At 67.6% G+C, this 14,362-nt stretch carries 18 protein-coding genes and 1 tRNA gene; 9 read left to right on the forward strand and 10 right to left on the reverse strand.

The window, feature by feature from the left end; genetic code table 11:
* The first annotated feature begins 122 nt into the window (after window positions 1–122).
* The gene (rlmB, locus tag FHU36_RS33590; protein ID WP_185088107.1) at window positions 123–1,085 is read left to right on the forward strand and encodes a 23S rRNA (guanosine(2251)-2'-O)-methyltransferase RlmB; all 963 of its coding nucleotides are present in this window, start codon (window positions 123–125) and stop codon (window positions 1,083–1,085) included.
* Between the two features lie 20 nt (window positions 1,086–1,105).
* A tRNA-Thr gene (locus tag FHU36_RS33595) sits at window positions 1,106–1,178 on the forward strand.
* 61 nt (window positions 1,179–1,239) lie between these two features.
* Here FHU36_RS33595 and FHU36_RS33600 read toward each other — a convergent pair.
* From FHU36_RS33600 to FHU36_RS33630, 7 genes are all read right to left on the reverse strand, one after another.
* Complete coding sequence (locus FHU36_RS33600) at window positions 1,240–2,454, reverse strand: tyrosine-type recombinase/integrase (protein WP_185088108.1); 1,215 nt, start codon at window positions 2,452–2,454, stop codon at window positions 1,240–1,242.
* Window positions 2,451–2,642 (reverse strand): helix-turn-helix domain-containing protein, encoded by a 192-nt coding sequence (locus tag FHU36_RS33605; RefSeq protein ID WP_185088109.1) that lies wholly within the window; start codon window positions 2,640–2,642, stop codon window positions 2,451–2,453. Before FHU36_RS33605 ends, FHU36_RS33600 begins: the two co-directional genes overlap by 4 nt.
* A complete protein-coding gene (locus FHU36_RS33610; protein ID WP_185088110.1) occupies window positions 2,639–4,246 on the reverse strand; it encodes a replication initiator in 1,608 nt (535 codons plus the stop codon). Before FHU36_RS33610 ends, FHU36_RS33605 begins: the two co-directional genes overlap by 4 nt.
* Entirely contained in the window at window positions 4,243–5,691 is a 1,449-nt protein-coding gene (locus FHU36_RS33615) for an FtsK/SpoIIIE domain-containing protein (RefSeq protein ID WP_185088111.1), read from the reverse strand. The genes FHU36_RS33610 and FHU36_RS33615 overlap by 4 nt, the downstream gene beginning before the upstream one ends.
* Window positions 5,692–5,777: 86 nt before the next feature.
* Window positions 5,778–6,092, reverse strand: a complete 315-nt coding sequence (locus FHU36_RS33620; RefSeq protein ID WP_185088112.1) for a hypothetical protein — start codon at window positions 6,090–6,092, stop codon at window positions 5,778–5,780.
* A complete protein-coding gene (locus tag FHU36_RS33625) occupies window positions 6,089–6,352 on the reverse strand; it encodes a hypothetical protein (RefSeq protein WP_185088113.1) in 264 nt (87 codons plus the stop codon). The genes FHU36_RS33620 and FHU36_RS33625 overlap by 4 nt, the downstream gene beginning before the upstream one ends.
* Window positions 6,352–6,783, reverse strand: coding sequence for a plasmid replication, integration and excision activator (locus FHU36_RS33630; protein ID WP_185088114.1), 432 nt, complete (start codon window positions 6,781–6,783; stop codon window positions 6,352–6,354). Before FHU36_RS33630 ends, FHU36_RS33625 begins: the two co-directional genes overlap by 1 nt.
* A 245-nt stretch (window positions 6,784–7,028) precedes the next feature.
* Here FHU36_RS33630 and FHU36_RS33635 point away from each other — a divergent pair, with 245 nt between their 5' ends.
* On the forward strand, window positions 7,029–7,346 hold the full coding sequence (locus FHU36_RS33635) for a hypothetical protein (RefSeq protein WP_185088115.1): 318 nt from the start codon (window positions 7,029–7,031) through the stop codon (window positions 7,344–7,346).
* Here FHU36_RS33635 and FHU36_RS33640 read toward each other — a convergent pair.
* Both FHU36_RS33640 and FHU36_RS33645 read right to left on the reverse strand, forming a co-directional pair.
* Entirely contained in the window at window positions 7,339–8,070 is a 732-nt protein-coding gene (locus tag FHU36_RS33640; RefSeq protein WP_185088116.1) for a GntR family transcriptional regulator, read from the reverse strand. The genes FHU36_RS33635 and FHU36_RS33640 overlap by 8 nt on opposite strands.
* A gap of 252 nt (window positions 8,071–8,322) precedes the next feature.
* Window positions 8,323–8,604, reverse strand: coding sequence for a hypothetical protein (locus FHU36_RS33645; protein ID WP_185088117.1), 282 nt, complete (start codon window positions 8,602–8,604; stop codon window positions 8,323–8,325).
* Window positions 8,605–9,029: 425 nt separating this feature from the next.
* Between FHU36_RS33645 and FHU36_RS33650 the strand changes: the two genes are divergently transcribed.
* From FHU36_RS33650 to FHU36_RS33675, 6 genes are all read left to right on the forward strand, one after another.
* Window positions 9,030–10,415, forward strand: coding sequence for an NsdA family TPR-like regulatory protein (locus FHU36_RS33650; RefSeq protein WP_246503036.1), 1,386 nt, complete (start codon window positions 9,030–9,032; stop codon window positions 10,413–10,415).
* A gap of 37 nt (window positions 10,416–10,452) precedes the next feature.
* On the forward strand, window positions 10,453–11,142 hold the full coding sequence (locus tag FHU36_RS33655; RefSeq protein ID WP_185088119.1) for a RibD family protein: 690 nt from the start codon (window positions 10,453–10,455) through the stop codon (window positions 11,140–11,142).
* Window positions 11,139–11,612, forward strand: a complete 474-nt coding sequence (locus tag FHU36_RS33660; RefSeq protein WP_185088120.1) for a cytidine/deoxycytidylate deaminase family protein — start codon at window positions 11,139–11,141, stop codon at window positions 11,610–11,612. Before FHU36_RS33655 ends, FHU36_RS33660 begins: the two co-directional genes overlap by 4 nt.
* A gap of 508 nt (window positions 11,613–12,120) precedes the next feature.
* Window positions 12,121–12,570 carry a WapI family immunity protein gene (locus tag FHU36_RS33665; protein WP_185088121.1) on the forward strand — a complete coding sequence of 150 codons (450 nt, stop codon included), beginning with the start codon at window positions 12,121–12,123 and terminating at the stop codon, window positions 12,568–12,570.
* A gap of 454 nt (window positions 12,571–13,024) precedes the next feature.
* Complete coding sequence (locus FHU36_RS33670; protein WP_185088122.1) at window positions 13,025–13,363, forward strand: NUDIX hydrolase; 339 nt, start codon at window positions 13,025–13,027, stop codon at window positions 13,361–13,363.
* Between the two features lie 32 nt (window positions 13,364–13,395).
* Window positions 13,396–14,046, forward strand: coding sequence for a class I SAM-dependent methyltransferase (locus FHU36_RS33675; RefSeq protein ID WP_185088123.1), 651 nt, complete (start codon window positions 13,396–13,398; stop codon window positions 14,044–14,046).
* Here FHU36_RS33675 and FHU36_RS33680 read toward each other — a convergent pair.
* Entirely contained in the window at window positions 13,989–14,330 is a 342-nt protein-coding gene (locus FHU36_RS33680) for a hypothetical protein (RefSeq protein WP_185088124.1), read from the reverse strand. The two genes, FHU36_RS33675 and FHU36_RS33680, sit on opposite strands and share 58 nt — an antisense overlap.
* Between the last annotated feature and the right edge of the window lie 32 nt (window positions 14,331–14,362).

Below are 14,362 nucleotides of genomic sequence, written 5' to 3' on the forward strand. Positions count from 1 at the left end.
GTTCCCTGACCAGCGAAAACGCCGAAACCCGGCCGTACCGGCGATACGGCGGGCTTGAGGGGCCCGTCCTGGGGACATTCGCGCGGGATGAGACGCCTGCCGGTCCGAGTACCCTTGATGCCATGGCAGCTGGGGGTAGGTCGTCGGGCAGGCCCGCGAAGAAGAAGGGCCCGTCCAAGGGCGCCGGAGGGCAGGGGCGCCGCGGCCTCGAAGGCAGGGGCGCGACCCCGCCCGCCGAGATGCGTCACTGGTACAAGGACAAGGCGCGCACCGAGCGCATCGCCCGCGAGGAGCGCGGCGGCCAGCGCCGTCCCGCCGCACCCCGGCAGCGCCGCTCCGACGACGCCCCCGAATACATCGGCGGCCGCAACCCCGTCCTGGAGGCGCTGCTCGCGGGAGTCCCGGCCAACGCCCTCTACGTCGCCCAGCGCATCGACAACGACGACCGCGTCCGCAACGCCATCAAGATCGCGACCGAGCGTGGCATCGCGCTGCTGGAGGCCACCCGCGACAAGCTCGACCGCCTCACCGAGCAGTCCGTCCACCAGGGCATCGCGCTGCAGATCCCGCCCTACGACTACGCCCACCCGTCGGAGCTCGTGGAGATCGCCCACGACGCGGCCGAGGTGCCCCTCATCGTGGCCCTCGACGGCGTCACCGACCCCCGCAACCTCGGCGCCATCGCCCGCTCCGCCACCGCCTTCGGCGCCCACGGCCTGATGATCCCCTCCCGGCGCTCGGCCGGCGTCACCGGCGGCGCCTGGAAGACCTCCGCCGGCACCCTCGCCAACCTCCGCGTCGCCCGCTCCGCCAACCTCACGGCCGCCCTGCGCGAATACCGCGACGCCGGCCTGTTCGTCATCGGCCTCGACGGCGAGGGCCGCACCGACATCGGCGACGTCGGCCTCCTGTCGGAGCCCCTGGTGATCGTCGTGGGATCCGAGGGCAAGGGCCTGTCCCGCCTGGTGCGCGAGCACTGCGACGTGGTGGCCCGCATCCCGATGAGCACGGCCGCCGAGTCACTCAACGCGGGCGTGGCCGCCGGGGTCGCACTCTACGAGGTCGCTCGTCACAGACGCCGCTAGCGTCTACACTGATAGGCCGCGCCGACGTAGCTCAATCGGCAGAGCATCTGTCTTGTAAACAGAAGGTCAGGGGTTCGATTCCCCTCGTCGGCTCTGCACCGGAAAGGCCCCTGAACAGGCATGATGCCGTCAGGGGCCTTCTGCTTTCCCATCTTCAACCGGTGTCTTCGGCGTCTTCGGGAGCCACCTTGGGAGCCACCGGGGCCTGTTTGCCCAGGAGAGCGCTGGAGATGGCCTCCGTGGCCGCGCGCCGGTCGCCCTCCAGCAGGTGGCCGTAGACGTCCTTCGTGATCGAGATGCTGGCGTGGCCGAGGACTTCGGACACGACGTGCAGCGGGGTGCCCTGAGCGAGCATGAGCGACGCGCCGGAGTGGCGCAGCTCGTGCGGATGCCAGTGACCGAGCCCGGCTTTCCTTGCCAGCCGGGAGAACAGGTGCGAGAAGGTGTCCGGGTCGGACGGGTTGCCGAAAGCCGTAGGGAACATCAGACCGTGCTCCATCCAGTTCTCGCCTGCCTTGAGGCGTTCATGGTTGTGGGCGGCCTTATGGCGCCTGATCGCCTCGACCAGCTCAGGGGTGAGGCAGAGAACACGGCGTGAACGCTTGGTCTTGAGTTCACTGATCACGATTCGGGTCTTGGCCGTGGCGTTCGGGTCGCGATTCTTGAGCCGCTTGACGGAGTGGGTGACGCGGAGGGTACGAGCGTCCGGGTCGAAAGCGTTCCACATCAGGCCGAGTGCTTCGCCACGACGCAGGCCGAAGACGAGGGCCAGGAGGATGAGGACACCCATGCGATGATCGGCGGCTGTGCCGAGAAGCATCTTGCCTTCCTCAACGGTCAGCGTCCGGCCTTCCTCGACGGGCACGCGTGGAGGCATCGACAGCGCCGCGACGTTTCGCACGACCAAGCCTTCCCGTTCTGCCTGGCCCAGGGCTTTCCGTAGTACGGCGCGCATGTTGCGGATGCTGTTCGCCTTGTAGCCAGCCGTGCGCTTGGCCTGCCACAGGGCATCTACCTGGGCTACGGTGAGCTTCGTCAGCCTGTGACGGCCGAGTCCGGGCTTGAGGTGCAGGCGCACGGTGTCCTCGTAGTCGTCCAAGGTCCCGTCCGAGATGTGGCCTGGTAGGTGCTGTAGCCAGCGATCGAGGAACGCGCCGACCGTCATCCGGTCATCCGGAACCGGAGCGCCCTTGGCCAGGGTCTCCTTGAGCTTGCGGATCTTCTCGACCACTTCGGCGCGGGTCTTGCCGGAGACCTTCTTACGGAGGCGCTTCCCGTCCGGTCCGTAACCGAGGGAGACAGCACCGCGCCAGCGGTCGCCATCCTTGTAGATCGAGTCCTCGTTCTGGCCGCGCTTCTTGGTGCTCATGCTGCTTCCTCCTCAAGATGGGCGACGAACTCGGTGAGTGCGGATGCCGGGACTCGGCGAAGGGTGCCGATGCGGACGAAGCGGAGGGCACCCGAGCGGATCAGTTCGTAGATCTTGGTCCGTCCGATGCCGAGGCACTCTGCGGCTTCTTCTGGCCGGAGAAGAACAGGGCTGATCCCAGCGCTCATGCCACCCTCCCCTCAGTTGCCGAGAGATCTTGGCCGTCTGCTTCGGCTCGTAGCTGCGCCATGTGGGCGCGCCAGCGTTGGCGTTCGGCGACCGAGCGGAGGAGGCGCATGGCGAGCGGTGGCACGTTGGCATCTCCGGCGGGGAGCGGCTTCCAGATGTAGCGGTGTGGGTCGGCGGGTTCGCCGGGTTGGCCGAGGGCTTCCAGGACCCAGGTGCGGCGGTCCTGCCGGTGTTCGGCGAGGGTCTTGTTGGACCACTTGCGGGAGACCAGGACGCGACGCCCGGCGTACCCGAGGTGGTCGGGCTTGTGGGCCTTGCTCCGGCAGTGGCCGGGGAGCATGCCGGGTTTGGCGTCCTTGGGTTGTACGCCGTAGCGCAGCCAGTTCGGGCACCTCGGGGAGCAGGGTTCGAACCGCAGCGCCTCGACCATCCGGGCGGCGTGCTGTCGCTGGGCGGGGTTGTCGGTGTCGAGGCTGTCGGCGAGGCTCTTGGTGAGGTACTTGGACAGGTAGCGGATGCATTGGTCGGCGTCCGAGGTGCCGGCGAGGACGCCCTTGACGTCGATCTGGTCGCCGAAGCGGATCACGTGCAGGGGTTGGGCGTCGTGGTCGGTGTCAAGCTGGTCGAGCGCTTCGTGCCAGGTGGGCAGGACCTCGCCGGTTGCCGGGTCGAGGTAGCCGGCCCCGTCCTGCCAGACAGGCAGGTGGTCGCCGTCGAAGCGCACCGTGTCGGCCGGTGGCCACCACACCTGGTGGTAGGTGGCCGCCGCGATCTGCTTGACCTCCGCCCTGGGGAGGGTGCCGCGGATGGCCATGTGCAGGTGCGGGGCGAGTCGCTTCTGTGGCTCCACGGTGGCGAAGTACTGCACGTCATAGCCAGCGACCCGGCGGAGGTTCTGCACGAACCGGTCCACGAGCTTGGAGAAGTGCAGCGCGTCGCGAGCCGCGCGCCTGTAGTCGTAGCTCTCCGGATCGACCGGGACGCCGTCGTGCACCTTGCCGTAGGAGGGCAGCGTGAGCGTGACGAAGAGGGAGGGTCGGTAGACCTTGCCGTCCGAGCTGGTGAACGTCCGTCCGAGCGTGGTCGGCGCCATCCGGCGCTTGGGCAGGTTCGGCGCGTCCTGCCGCCGCCTGGTCGAGCGGGTGCGCTTCGGCACGGTATGGCCGAGCACGTTGCCGCGCATGCCCGCCTCGTGGATCTCGGCGTCAACACCCTCGATGGCGGCGTCCCAGTCGGCGGTGTCCTCACCGAGCGATACGGCCTGGTCGCGGCGGGCCTGGAGGTCGGCGCGGAACTTGACCAGCCACCGCTGTTCGTCGGTGGGCTCGTCGGGGGTGATGGCCGGTTCGTGGTCGAGGTGCCAGCCTTCACGGCACTGTGCCATGCGGAGCTGCCGGTTGCGCTTGGCGCACGACGGGCACTTGGCGTCGAGGGTGGCCCCGCACGGGACGTCCACGACTTCCCAGCGGCCGGTGTGGACGTCGAGCCGCTTGAGCGGGACGGGGCGGATGCAGACGCCGTACTGTTTGGCGACTTCCACGGCCACTTCGCGGGCCTGTGGCATGGCCTGCCGGATGGCGCGGGGTAGGGAGCGATCGGTCATGCAGCCCTCCCGCCGTCGGCGGGCATGTGGTGGCCGGGTTCGTGACCGCCGGCCATGTCGCGGATGTCGTCGTCGGAGACGTAGGCGGCGCGGACCCGGATCGGGTCGGGCGAGGTCTCCAGCCGGACATAGCCGACACCGGCGCCGAGTTCGGGGACGGGTGAGATGTGGTCGGCCAGGGCTCCCCGGTCGCGTGCGCCGTCGCCGAGGACCATGTCCACCTGCTCGGACTCGTCCAGGCGGAGGGCGATCTTGTCGGGGAACAGGTTGCGGATGTTCATGACCTCCTTGCGTGGGTCCTGGAGGGCGGCCATGACGCCGATGCCGACCGCTCGCCCTTGGGTGGTGAGCGTGGCCAGCGCGGCGGAGATGCGCTGCTTGAGTTGCCGGTCGGCCTGGTAGGCGGTCAGGAACGCCACCTCGTCGACGACCACCAGGACGAACGGGTCCTCCACGGTCGCGGTGTGGGAGCGCTGGAGGCCGGCGAACCGGGCCGCGCGGGACTGCATGACCGTGACGGCCTGGTCGAGCAGGTCGGCGCACTCCTGGGGTGTGGCGGCGTACCGGTCGCCGAACAGGGGGCGGCCGAAGGACAGTTCCATCAGCTTGGGATCGAGCGCCCACACTTCCACCAGGCCCGCCCGCACGGCCGGGAGGAGGGCGCGGATGGTGGACCAGATGATCGAGCCCTTGCCGGCCCCGGTGGCGCCCGCGACCAGGACGTGAGTGCCGTGCACCTTGAGCTGCCACGGCTGGCCGTCCTCCTGTTTGCCGATCTCGATCGGCCCCATGGTGGGTGCCGCTGGGATCGGGAGTGCTGGCAAGGGGGTGGCCAGGGGGTCGCGTCGGGGGAAGGTGAGGGTGAGCCGGCCGGCTCTGGCGACGGTGACGCGGCAGGAGGGGGCGCCGAAGCCGTGGGCGAGGTGGTCGGTGCGGTCCGTCCAGTCCTTGAGGGCTTGTCCGTCGAGCATGCGGACGGTGACGGTGTCGGCCCAGGAGGTGCAGGTGACCTTGTCGAGCCGAGGCAGGTAGTCGCGGCCTCTCAGGTGCCGGCCGAGGCCGGAGACGGTCATGACGGGGTGCCAGTGACGCCGGTAGACCCAGACGAGCCGCCACCAGGCCAGCAGCCGGTAACCCACCCAGCGGGCGAAGCTCGCTCGGTCGGTCAGCGCCCAAGCGGCCAGGCCGGCAGGGACGGGCGTGCTGAGGAGCAGCGCGGTCTGCCAGTCGTACAGCAGGGCGAGAGTGGCGGGGGTGCTCGCGGTGGTGACCGCGACGGGGTGCCGCCAGATCGCGCGGACGAGCCCGGCGAGCAGCCGCCAGGTGTAGATGACGATGGTGATGATGGCGGGTGTGGTGACGACGGCCGGGCGGAAGACGACGGCCGTGTCGGGCGTGGTGGTGACGAGGTTGCGCGCCTCGTCACCAGGCAGCCGCTTGAACATAAGCTTGGAACCTCTCGTGAGTGAGATCAGGGAGAAGATCGGGGGCCGCCGGAAGTTGGCGCTTCTGGCGGCCCCGCCCTTGCCTGTCAGGCCGCCGTCTGGTCGGTGGCCTTGCCGGGGGCCGACTGCTCGGAGTGCAGACGCTCGCAGTCGGCCAGGTAGCGAGCGGCGGCGTTGAAGATGTCGCGGGCGGTGTTCAGGTCGGCGTCGGTGACCGGCCCGGCGCCGCTGGTGGAGATCGACACGACCGCCTCGGGCGTGGCGAACTCCAGGTACGGCCGCGGCTTGTCGAGCACCCCTGCGTGGACCCGCAGGTCGGCCGTGTGGAAGGACACGGCCAGCCGCGGGGCTGAGTCCGGCGTCATCGACAAGGTGAGGTAGGTGTAGGGACGCATGGTCATGCAGCCGTCCGCTGATCGTGGGGCAGGGCGTGGAAAGTGCGCTCCAGGGTGCGGGCGAAGCGGGTGGCCTCGCGGGCGAGCTGGCGGGCGAACTCCACATCCCTGTTGGTCGCCGGACCGGCGGTGGTGATCAGGAGCGAGGTGGCGCCGAAGTCGAGCGTCAGCATCGGTTCCCGGCTGTAGGGGTGGTGCAGGGTGCGGGCGGTGTGTCCGGTGGTCAGCCGGATCACGCTCACGCGCGGGGTACGGCGACGGGTCATCAGGCGGCATCCTTTCCGGCCGGAGCCTTGCTCGCGGTCTGCGTGGTCGGGGCGGTGGTGCGGGGTGCGTGCATCTCGCGGACCTTGATCGAGTAGGCGAGACGGCCGGCGGCGTTGACGTACGGCGTGACCGTGAGGCCGTCGAACTCGACCGGTGTGAACGGCAGTCCCGGCATGGGCGCGGGTGGGACCGGCTGCACCGGGGCCAGGATCTTGACCGCGACCGTCTTCTGGGCGGGCTTGAGGGTTGGGTCACCGTCCATGACCGCGACCTGCCAGACCAGCTCACCGGTCTGCTTGTCGCGGGCCTGCACGAACCGGCCGCCGGCGGAGGCGTCGAAGTCCTTGACGGGCTCGACCTCGCCGACGACGTAGCAGCCGTGCGGGAAGACCATGGCGAAGGTGACGGGGATGGGACCTTGCAGAGCCATGACGGCTCTCCTTTCTTGAATGACTGTCACTTGTCTTATCAAGTGATGCTCCGAGAGTAGGCTGCTCAAACTTGCCAGGTCAAGTGCCTTCGCATGAAAGCTGGAATCCCAGCTACTCCACCAGCCAGATCACATGCCGATCCCGCAACTCAACCAGACGCGATCATGTATCCATCGCCCATAACGGACCTGGCTCGGACAGGCCAGCCGTCGAACTCGATTGTCGTCCTCGTCGTCAGACTGTCGTGACGGATCCGATCAAGGAGCCAGAGCGTCCGCACGCCAAAGGTGACGGGGCACTTCTGTCGCTGACGATGCTGTGGCTTGTGGGCACGCCCGTTCTCGGGGTGATCTGGTTCAGCTACGGCTTCGCCCTCATCGGCGCACCGGCCAAGAACAAGGAACTCTCCCAAGTGGCAGGTGACGCCATGGTGTTTCTCGGCCTCGGGGTCCCGCCTCTTGCATGCCTGCTTTCGCTGATCTGGAGGAGGCGAGTGGCTGCACTGATCTACGGGCTGATCTCACTGGCCTTGCTGATCTTTGTTGTCACTAGGGTCAGCTGACCGGGTAGGCGTCTTCCAACTCGTGACGATCCGCCGGAAGCAGCACTTCCACCGCCACCAACGGCCGGCCAGAGGCATCCCGGACGGCACCGAAGACGGCCAGCAGCGGCACGTTCTTCGGCATGCCGAGTTGCTTGGCCTCCTGGGCGGTGGGCATACGGGCGGTGATCTGCTCCACGATGTGATCGAAACGGATGCCCTTGCGCGACTGGAGATGCTGCCGGATGCCCTGCGGCAATGGCTCGCCGCTGGTCAGGTCGGTGCCCTCCGACAGTTCCAGCGGCAGCCACAGCGAAACGAGTTCGCTCGGCTCGCCTTCGCGCGCGAGCAGCCGCCGACGCAGGAACGCCTTACTGTGGGGCCGCGCGTCCAGCAGCGCCGCCATCCGGTTGGGCAGCGCCACTGCGCCGGCCTCGATCAGCTCACCAGGGGCGTCGGTCTCCGGGCTGGTCAGGTATGCCTGTCCGGGGCGGTTGGACTCCACCGTCGCCATGGCGGGTCGGCCGCGCACGAAGCGGCCCTTGCCCTGCTGGGACTCGATCCAGCCCTGTTCGCGCAGCACCCGCAGCGCTGCCACGACGGTGGGCCGGGAGACGCTGAACTCTTGGATGAGCTGGTGCTCGCTGGGGAGCATGGAGCCGGGCGGGTAGGTTCCCGATTCGATACGCCGTTGAAGGGCCTGCACAAGCTGCGCATACTTCGGCGGCACGGACTCAAGCGACATTTTGACCGTCCAACACCCGACAGGTTGTTTTACCAAGTTTAGCGTATCCTGGTCGAGCGCCGTCTGTCCACGCCCTCCAGAGAACGCAGAGGGGAAGAAAGCCCGACAGACGGTCGACGGAGGGTACGGGGGCATCCCTCCTTGGGCGTGGACTCGACCGCCCGCCGGGCAGATGAGGCGCGACGAGGAAGGGGAAGATCCACCCGTCCCCCTCCAGAAACGGGAGCCGCCACCTCCCCGCCGCGCCGCCTGCTACTTGGCGACACACTCCGCCAAGACGTCCGCTGCCCCCTCCACGTCATCCACCGGGTGACGCCTTTCGGCGTTCTGCCAGGAGTAGTAGGCCCCGCCGTACCCGACGAACACCCACACCGGCAGCCCCGGCTCTGGCCGGTGCACCATCAGTGCGCTGTTGTTGTCGCGCAGTTCGGCGTTGACACCGCGGCTCGCGAGCCGGTCACGCAGCCGGATCAAGGCGTTCGCCTCGTCCTGCTGCCCGAGGCCGGCCACGGCCGCCAGCATGACCGAGTTCATCTCCCGCTCCCTTCGCCCTGGCCGTCGCCGAGGCAGTCGAGACACTTGCGCTCCTCATTCCGTTCCGCCTCCTCCCCGTCGGCGTCGATCAGGAGAGAGCGGCGCGAGCTCTTGAGCTTGTAACCGCGTCCCCGACACGCACGGCAGGGCCTTGCCTCGCTGTTCTCGTCTGGCCGGGTCACCGTCGCCATCTCCTCGCGAGTCGTCCGGTACTCCCTGCGGCGGGAGTCCGATTCACTTACGTTGTTGATTGATGGCAAGTCCACCGGCAAAGCAGAATGAGGGGACCCCCCAAGAAGGCCCCCTCATAGCCCCTTTCCAGTCGCCCACTAGAAAGAAGGTCGGATATGCCCAAATCGGGAGCTAATGTCCGCCTTCGCGACTGGCGCCAGAGGGCCGGTTTGACCCGGGCCGAAATGGCGAAAATGGTCAATCTCAGCGAGTCGGGCGTGAAGCACTCGCTGACGTGCGACGAGGAACGCATCCGGCGCTGGGAGGCGGGAGAGGTCTCCTGGCCGCGCGAGGAGTACCGGCTGGCGCTGGCGGAAATCACGCGCCTGAACCCGGAGGACTTGGGGTTCGTTCCGATAAGGCGCAGTCGCGTCAGGATCGTTCCCGCTGACGAGGCCGCCGACGAAACGACCTCCGCACAATCCGCCCACGATTTCCCTTTGTGGCAGTCTGGCCCCAATTTCTCACACCTTCGGGACAAACGGGAGCTAGAGCTACAATTGCCATCAACGGCCGACGAGGAGACCCTTGTCGTGCCGGGTCGCGCGCCCGATGGGAGGATCGTCTTCTTGTCTGTATCCCGTCGCACATTCCTTCAGGGGCTGGGCATCGGCCTTGCGGGAATCACGCCGTCACAGAGTCGAACGCCTCATATTCCGTCCGCCCGACGCCTGGTCTCGACCATTGGCGACGCCAACCCGATCGAGCACCTGTATCAGGTACGACAGGTCTTGATCGACAATGACAACCTCTTGGGGCCGTTGAACGCGATCCCCGCGGTTCAACAGCAGATCACCGCCATCCAGCAACTCCGCCAGGAGACGCGCGGCGCTGATCGACACCAGCTTGTCAGACTCCAGGCCGAGTACAGCGAGTTCTGCGGGTGGCTCTACCACGACGCCGGCGACTTCCGCACCGCCCAGTACTGGACAGACCGCGCTCTCGAACTCTCACATGCCGTCGCCGACCGAGACATGACCGCGTACATCATGGCGCGCAAGAGCCAGCTCGCCGGCGACATCGGAGACGCGGTCACCGCCATCGACATGGCCGAGGCAGCCGGTAACCTCGCTCGCCCAGGCAGTCGTCTCCAGGCGCTCGCGCCCACCTATGCCGGATACGGCCACGCCCTCTACCGCGACGACGACGCAGCCAGAAGCGAGCTGGACCGCGCTCACGAACTACTCCTCGACATCGCCGAGGACCCCGGCTCTCCATGGGCCGTGTGGCTGGACGAGCCGTACGTTCAGGCACAACGAGCCCGCAGCAACGCCGCACTCGGCCGGTTCGACGAAGCCGTCGAAGGCTTCCAGCAAGCGATCACCGCCGTCCCCCACTCCTTCCGGCGCGACCGTGGCGTTTACCTGTCCCGTCAGGCCCTCGCACACGCCGGCGCCGAAGAACCCGAACAAGCCGCAGGCGTCGCCATGTCCGCCCTCTACATCGCGGAGGAGACCGGATCCGCCCGCATCATGAACGAACTCCTCAAGCTGGACAAGCAGCTCTATCAATGGCGCAGCACGCCTCTGGTCGCCGAGCTCCACACGGCCTTGAGGAGTACCGTGGTGAAGCAAGCATGATCACGACTTGATCGGTTCTCCTCCTCCGGAAGGTCCCATGCGCCCCTACGTCCTGCTGAGCTGCGCCATGTCCGTGGACGGCTACATCGACGACACGACACCCGAACGGCTCCTGCTGTCCAACGTCCAGGACTTCGACCGCGTGGACCAGGTCCGGGCCGAGAGCGACGCCATCCTCATCGGCGCAACCACCATGCGGCGTGACAACCCTCGCCTCCTAGTCAACTCCGAATCCCGCCGAGCCGAACGTGCCGCCCGGGGCCTTCCCCCGTACCCGCTCAAGGTCACCATCACCAACAGCGGAGACCTCGACCCCGACCTGAAGTTCTGGCACCACGGCGGCGAGAAGATCGTCTACTGTCCCGACTCCGCCGCGACAAAGCTCCGCGAAGCCCTGGGCGACCTCGCCCGCGTGGTCAGCCTCGGCCCCACCGTGGACCTCGGCCGCATGCTCGACGACCTCGGCCAGCGCGGTATCCGCCAGCTCATGGTGGAGGGCGGCGGCACCATCCACACCCAGTTCCTCACGCAAGGGCTGGCGGACGAGATCCACCTCGCCATCGCCCCCATCTTCGTCGGCGACGGCAACGCGCCCCGCTTCGTCAACCCCGGCGACTTCCCAGGAGGTTCCGGCCACCGCATGGCACTTGCCGAAGTACGGGCTGTGGACGATGTCGTGCTCCTGCGCTATCTGCCGAAAGAATCCTCGGGTAGTAAGACCTCATGACCGGCACCAGCACCGAACAAGACCGCCGATGGCTGCTCACCGCGATCGACCTCTCCCACCAGTGCCCACCATCGCAAACGGCTTTCTCAGTCGGCGCGGTCATCGTCGACGAGCACGGCAACGAGATCAGCCGCGGCTACTCGCGTGAGACGGACGACCACGTCCACGCGGAGGAGTCAGCTCTAGCCAAGGTCTCTGCAGACGACTCCCGCCTCAAGACAGCCACCATCTACAGCTCCCTGGAGCCCTGCACCCAACGCCGATCACGCCCGAGAACCTGCACACAACTCATCCTCGGCGCAGGCATCCCCCGCGTAGTCACAGCCTGGAAAGAACCGCCGACCTTCGTCATCGACGCCAACGGCACCGAAGCCCTGACCGCCGCAGGCGTCACGGTCATCACACTCCCGGAACTTGCCGATGCCGCGCGTGCCGCCAACACACATCTGCTCGGGGGCCAGGGCTCATAGTGCCCGAGGGACTTGCCGAATTGTTCTCATAGGTGATCAAGCGGCGGCGCGGCGCGCCGCCGTACCCCCGGCCCTCCGCCCGCCCGCCGTCCGGGCGTGCGGCCTGGGGGCCGGTCCCGGACGGCGGCGGGACACCGGGCCGGGCACCGCACGCCAGCCCCGCCGTACTGACCGAACGCACCGACCGGGGTTGCCACGCCGCCGCACAGATGCAGCCCTACGATCGCCACTGCGTGGTCGGTCGCCGTAGATTGCTGGGGGCGATCGACGATCCGTGCTTCGTTCCTCAGCACGGCTCACCGAGCAACGTAGTCGCGGTCCGTCTCCAAACGGAGCCATACGCCAGCCGGCTGCGATGCGCAGGCCCGTAATTGCAGACATGCGGCCTGATCGCTGAGGCGAGCAGTCAGGTCGTACGCGCCGCATCCGCATGGGAGGGGCTGGTGATGAGCCGGAACGCAAGGTGTTCTGTCGAAAGGCCCGGATGTTTCTCGGAGGGGATGATCGCATGAATCCTGCGGAGATTGTCGTCGGCCGAGGCAGGGAGTCCGATCATGTACTCATCCAGGTTCGCAGTCGTATGCACCCTGGCTCTACCGACTTCTGGGATGGAAACTGGCTGACCTCTCCCATCCATGTGCGGGTCGGTGGGTTCACGGCCAGAATCAACGCGGGCCTTCGGGTCGATGAGCTCCGCGACTTCCGAGTGGCCTTGGAACGCGTCTACGCAGAGGTCAAAGGAAGCGCCACCCTGTCCTCCATGGAGCATTGGATAGAGCTCACCGCCGAATGCCATCCCACCGGTTCTCTGTCCATCTCCGGGACTTTGGCTGATGATCCCGGGATGAGGAACACTCTTGACTTCGTGATCGAAGGCTTGGACCAGACAGACATCCCGCCGCTCGTGGACGCGCTTGTTGCTGTTGAGGAGCGATTCCCCATCCTGGGCCGCGAGTGACAGCTTCGGGGAGCCACCTTGGGAGCCACCCGTGCGGACGATCATGAACTCAGCCGGACGACGCTGAACGCCTAGCGTCCTGGCAACCAGCGCTGCGAACGATCCTGAACAGTCGTGGACATCGTTTGGGGACCTTGTAAACAGAAGGTCAGGGGTTCGATTCCCCTCGTCGGCTCTGCAGTTCAAAGGCCCTTCAGGGTGATCCTGGAGGGCCTTTGTTGATCTCCGACAGCAGCTTCCTACAACCCTCTCCGGCTTCTGCCGCCCCTTCCCGCGATGATCTTTCCCTCGCCATGGTCGACGGAGGTCAAGCTCGATTGTTGATGAGGTGGCGCGTGAGGCGCACTTGCTCCATCGGCAGCTGCTCGACGACGTCCCCCGACGGGTCCGCGTTGAGTCCTGCGGAGAGCGGTGAACAGGTGAGCGGGACGGGGCTGTCCAGGTCGGCGACGGCATGGCCGCGCAGATCCGCAGCGCCCTGGTCCTCTACCGTCCGATCACGGGCGTGGAGAACGTCGAGCTCAGGCTGCACGACACGATCCTGTACAACTCGATCTACCGCGCCGACGACGAGTATCTGATCAACACCCGCATGTACGGCACCCGCGCCGGAAACGCCCCCGTGCTGCACCTCACCGCCCGCCCCACCTCCGGCACGCCCACTTCGAGCACGGAGTCCCGCGAGGTCAGATGGGTGCCCCGCAACGAGGTCCTGTCCCTGCCCATGGCCACCTCGATGCGGCTGCGCATCGAGCACTACCTCTCCGGCACCGGCCTGCCGCACATCGGCTGAACCCCATCCCGGGTCGGCTATTTTGATCCACTATGACCGCAGCCGGCTTCCTCGAAACGACCCGCGACGCCTACACCGCGAGGGCGGCCGAGTACAGCGAGCTGTTCCGCGATTTTCTCGCGGACCAGCCGCTGGACCGAGCCCTCATCGACACCTTCGCCGACCTGGTGAAGGCGACGGGCGCCGGGCCGATCGCCGACCTGGGGTGCGGTCCGGGACACTACACGGCCTACCTCCAGGCGCGGGGGCTCCCCGTGTTCGGGATCGACCTGTCGCCGGGGATGATCGAACAGGCCCGCCAGGAGCATCCCGGCCTCCGGTTCGAGGTCGGCTCCATGTTCGCGCTGGACCTGGCGGACGCCGGCGTCGGTGGCGTCTTCAGCCACTACTCGATCATCCACACCCCGCCCGAGCGGGTGCACGAGCTGTTCGACGAGTTCACCCGCGTCCTCGCGCCCGGCGGGCACGTGCTGCTCTCCTTCTCGGCGACCGACGACCCGTCGCAATTGGCCGAGCCGTACGACCACGCCGTCTCGCTGGCCTACCGGTGGTCCACCGACATGATCTCCGCCATGCTCCGCGAGCGGGACATCATCGAGACCGCCCGCCTGATCTTCCCTGGGGATCAGGACACGACGCGCGGCTTCCCGAGAGTGTTCCTGCTGGGCGGCAAGACCGGCTGACGCCGACGCTCCAAGGCAGTCGTCACAGCCTCGACCGCGGCGAGGATGCACGGCGTCGCCGCGGTGATCGAACGGGAGACGAGGTGCTCGCGGCCGTAGCGGGAGTGGATCTCGGCCAGCCGGTCCCGGACGTCCAGGTGCCGGCCATCAGGGTCGGTGGTCATGTCGCAGTACGCCCGCGCCCACGCTAGGTCGGGCCGCTCGGTGTCGAACTCGGCCGCCAGGACGTGGAACAGCTTCCGCGCCTCGTTGTCCGCGCACGAGTGGTACGCCACCAGCGGCACAGCCGATCCTCGGCCCCGGCCACGTCCCGCAG

Source organism: Nonomuraea muscovyensis (genome assembly GCF_014207745.1).
Taxonomy (GTDB): domain Bacteria; phylum Actinomycetota; class Actinomycetes; order Streptosporangiales; family Streptosporangiaceae; genus Nonomuraea; species Nonomuraea muscovyensis.

Bases quoted from the DNA above. Each gene is read 5' to 3' on its own strand.
- rlmB (WP_185088107.1), top strand. From the start codon at position 123: ATGGCAGCTGGGGGTAGGTCGTCGGGCAGGCCCGCGAAGAAGAAGGGC.
- FHU36_RS33600 (WP_185088108.1), bottom strand. From the start codon at position 2,454: ATGAGCACCAAGAAGCGCGGCCAGAACGAGGACTCGATCTACAAGGAT.
- FHU36_RS33605 (WP_185088109.1), bottom strand. From the start codon at position 2,642: ATGAGCGCTGGGATCAGCCCTGTTCTTCTCCGGCCAGAAGAAGCCGCA.
- FHU36_RS33610 (WP_185088110.1), bottom strand. From the start codon at position 4,246: ATGACCGATCGCTCCCTACCCCGCGCCATCCGGCAGGCCATGCCACAG.
- FHU36_RS33615 (WP_185088111.1), bottom strand. From the start codon at position 5,691: ATGTTCAAGCGGCTGCCTGGTGACGAGGCGCGCAACCTCGTCACCACC.
- FHU36_RS33620 (WP_185088112.1), bottom strand. From the start codon at position 6,092: ATGACCATGCGTCCCTACACCTACCTCACCTTGTCGATGACGCCGGAC.
- FHU36_RS33625 (WP_185088113.1), bottom strand. From the start codon at position 6,352: ATGACCCGTCGCCGTACCCCGCGCGTGAGCGTGATCCGGCTGACCACC.
- FHU36_RS33630 (WP_185088114.1), bottom strand. From the start codon at position 6,783: ATGGCTCTGCAAGGTCCCATCCCCGTCACCTTCGCCATGGTCTTCCCG.
- FHU36_RS33640 (WP_185088116.1), bottom strand. From the start codon at position 8,070: ATGTCGCTTGAGTCCGTGCCGCCGAAGTATGCGCAGCTTGTGCAGGCC.
- FHU36_RS33645 (WP_185088117.1), bottom strand. From the start codon at position 8,604: ATGAACTCGGTCATGCTGGCGGCCGTGGCCGGCCTCGGGCAGCAGGAC.
- FHU36_RS33650 (WP_246503036.1), top strand. From the start codon at position 9,030: ATGGTCAATCTCAGCGAGTCGGGCGTGAAGCACTCGCTGACGTGCGAC.
- FHU36_RS33655 (WP_185088119.1), top strand. From the start codon at position 10,453: ATGCGCCCCTACGTCCTGCTGAGCTGCGCCATGTCCGTGGACGGCTAC.
- FHU36_RS33660 (WP_185088120.1), top strand. From the start codon at position 11,139: ATGACCGGCACCAGCACCGAACAAGACCGCCGATGGCTGCTCACCGCG.
- FHU36_RS33665 (WP_185088121.1), top strand. From the start codon at position 12,121: ATGAATCCTGCGGAGATTGTCGTCGGCCGAGGCAGGGAGTCCGATCAT.
- FHU36_RS33670 (WP_185088122.1), top strand. From the start codon at position 13,025: ATGGCCGCGCAGATCCGCAGCGCCCTGGTCCTCTACCGTCCGATCACG.
- FHU36_RS33675 (WP_185088123.1), top strand. From the start codon at position 13,396: ATGACCGCAGCCGGCTTCCTCGAAACGACCCGCGACGCCTACACCGCG.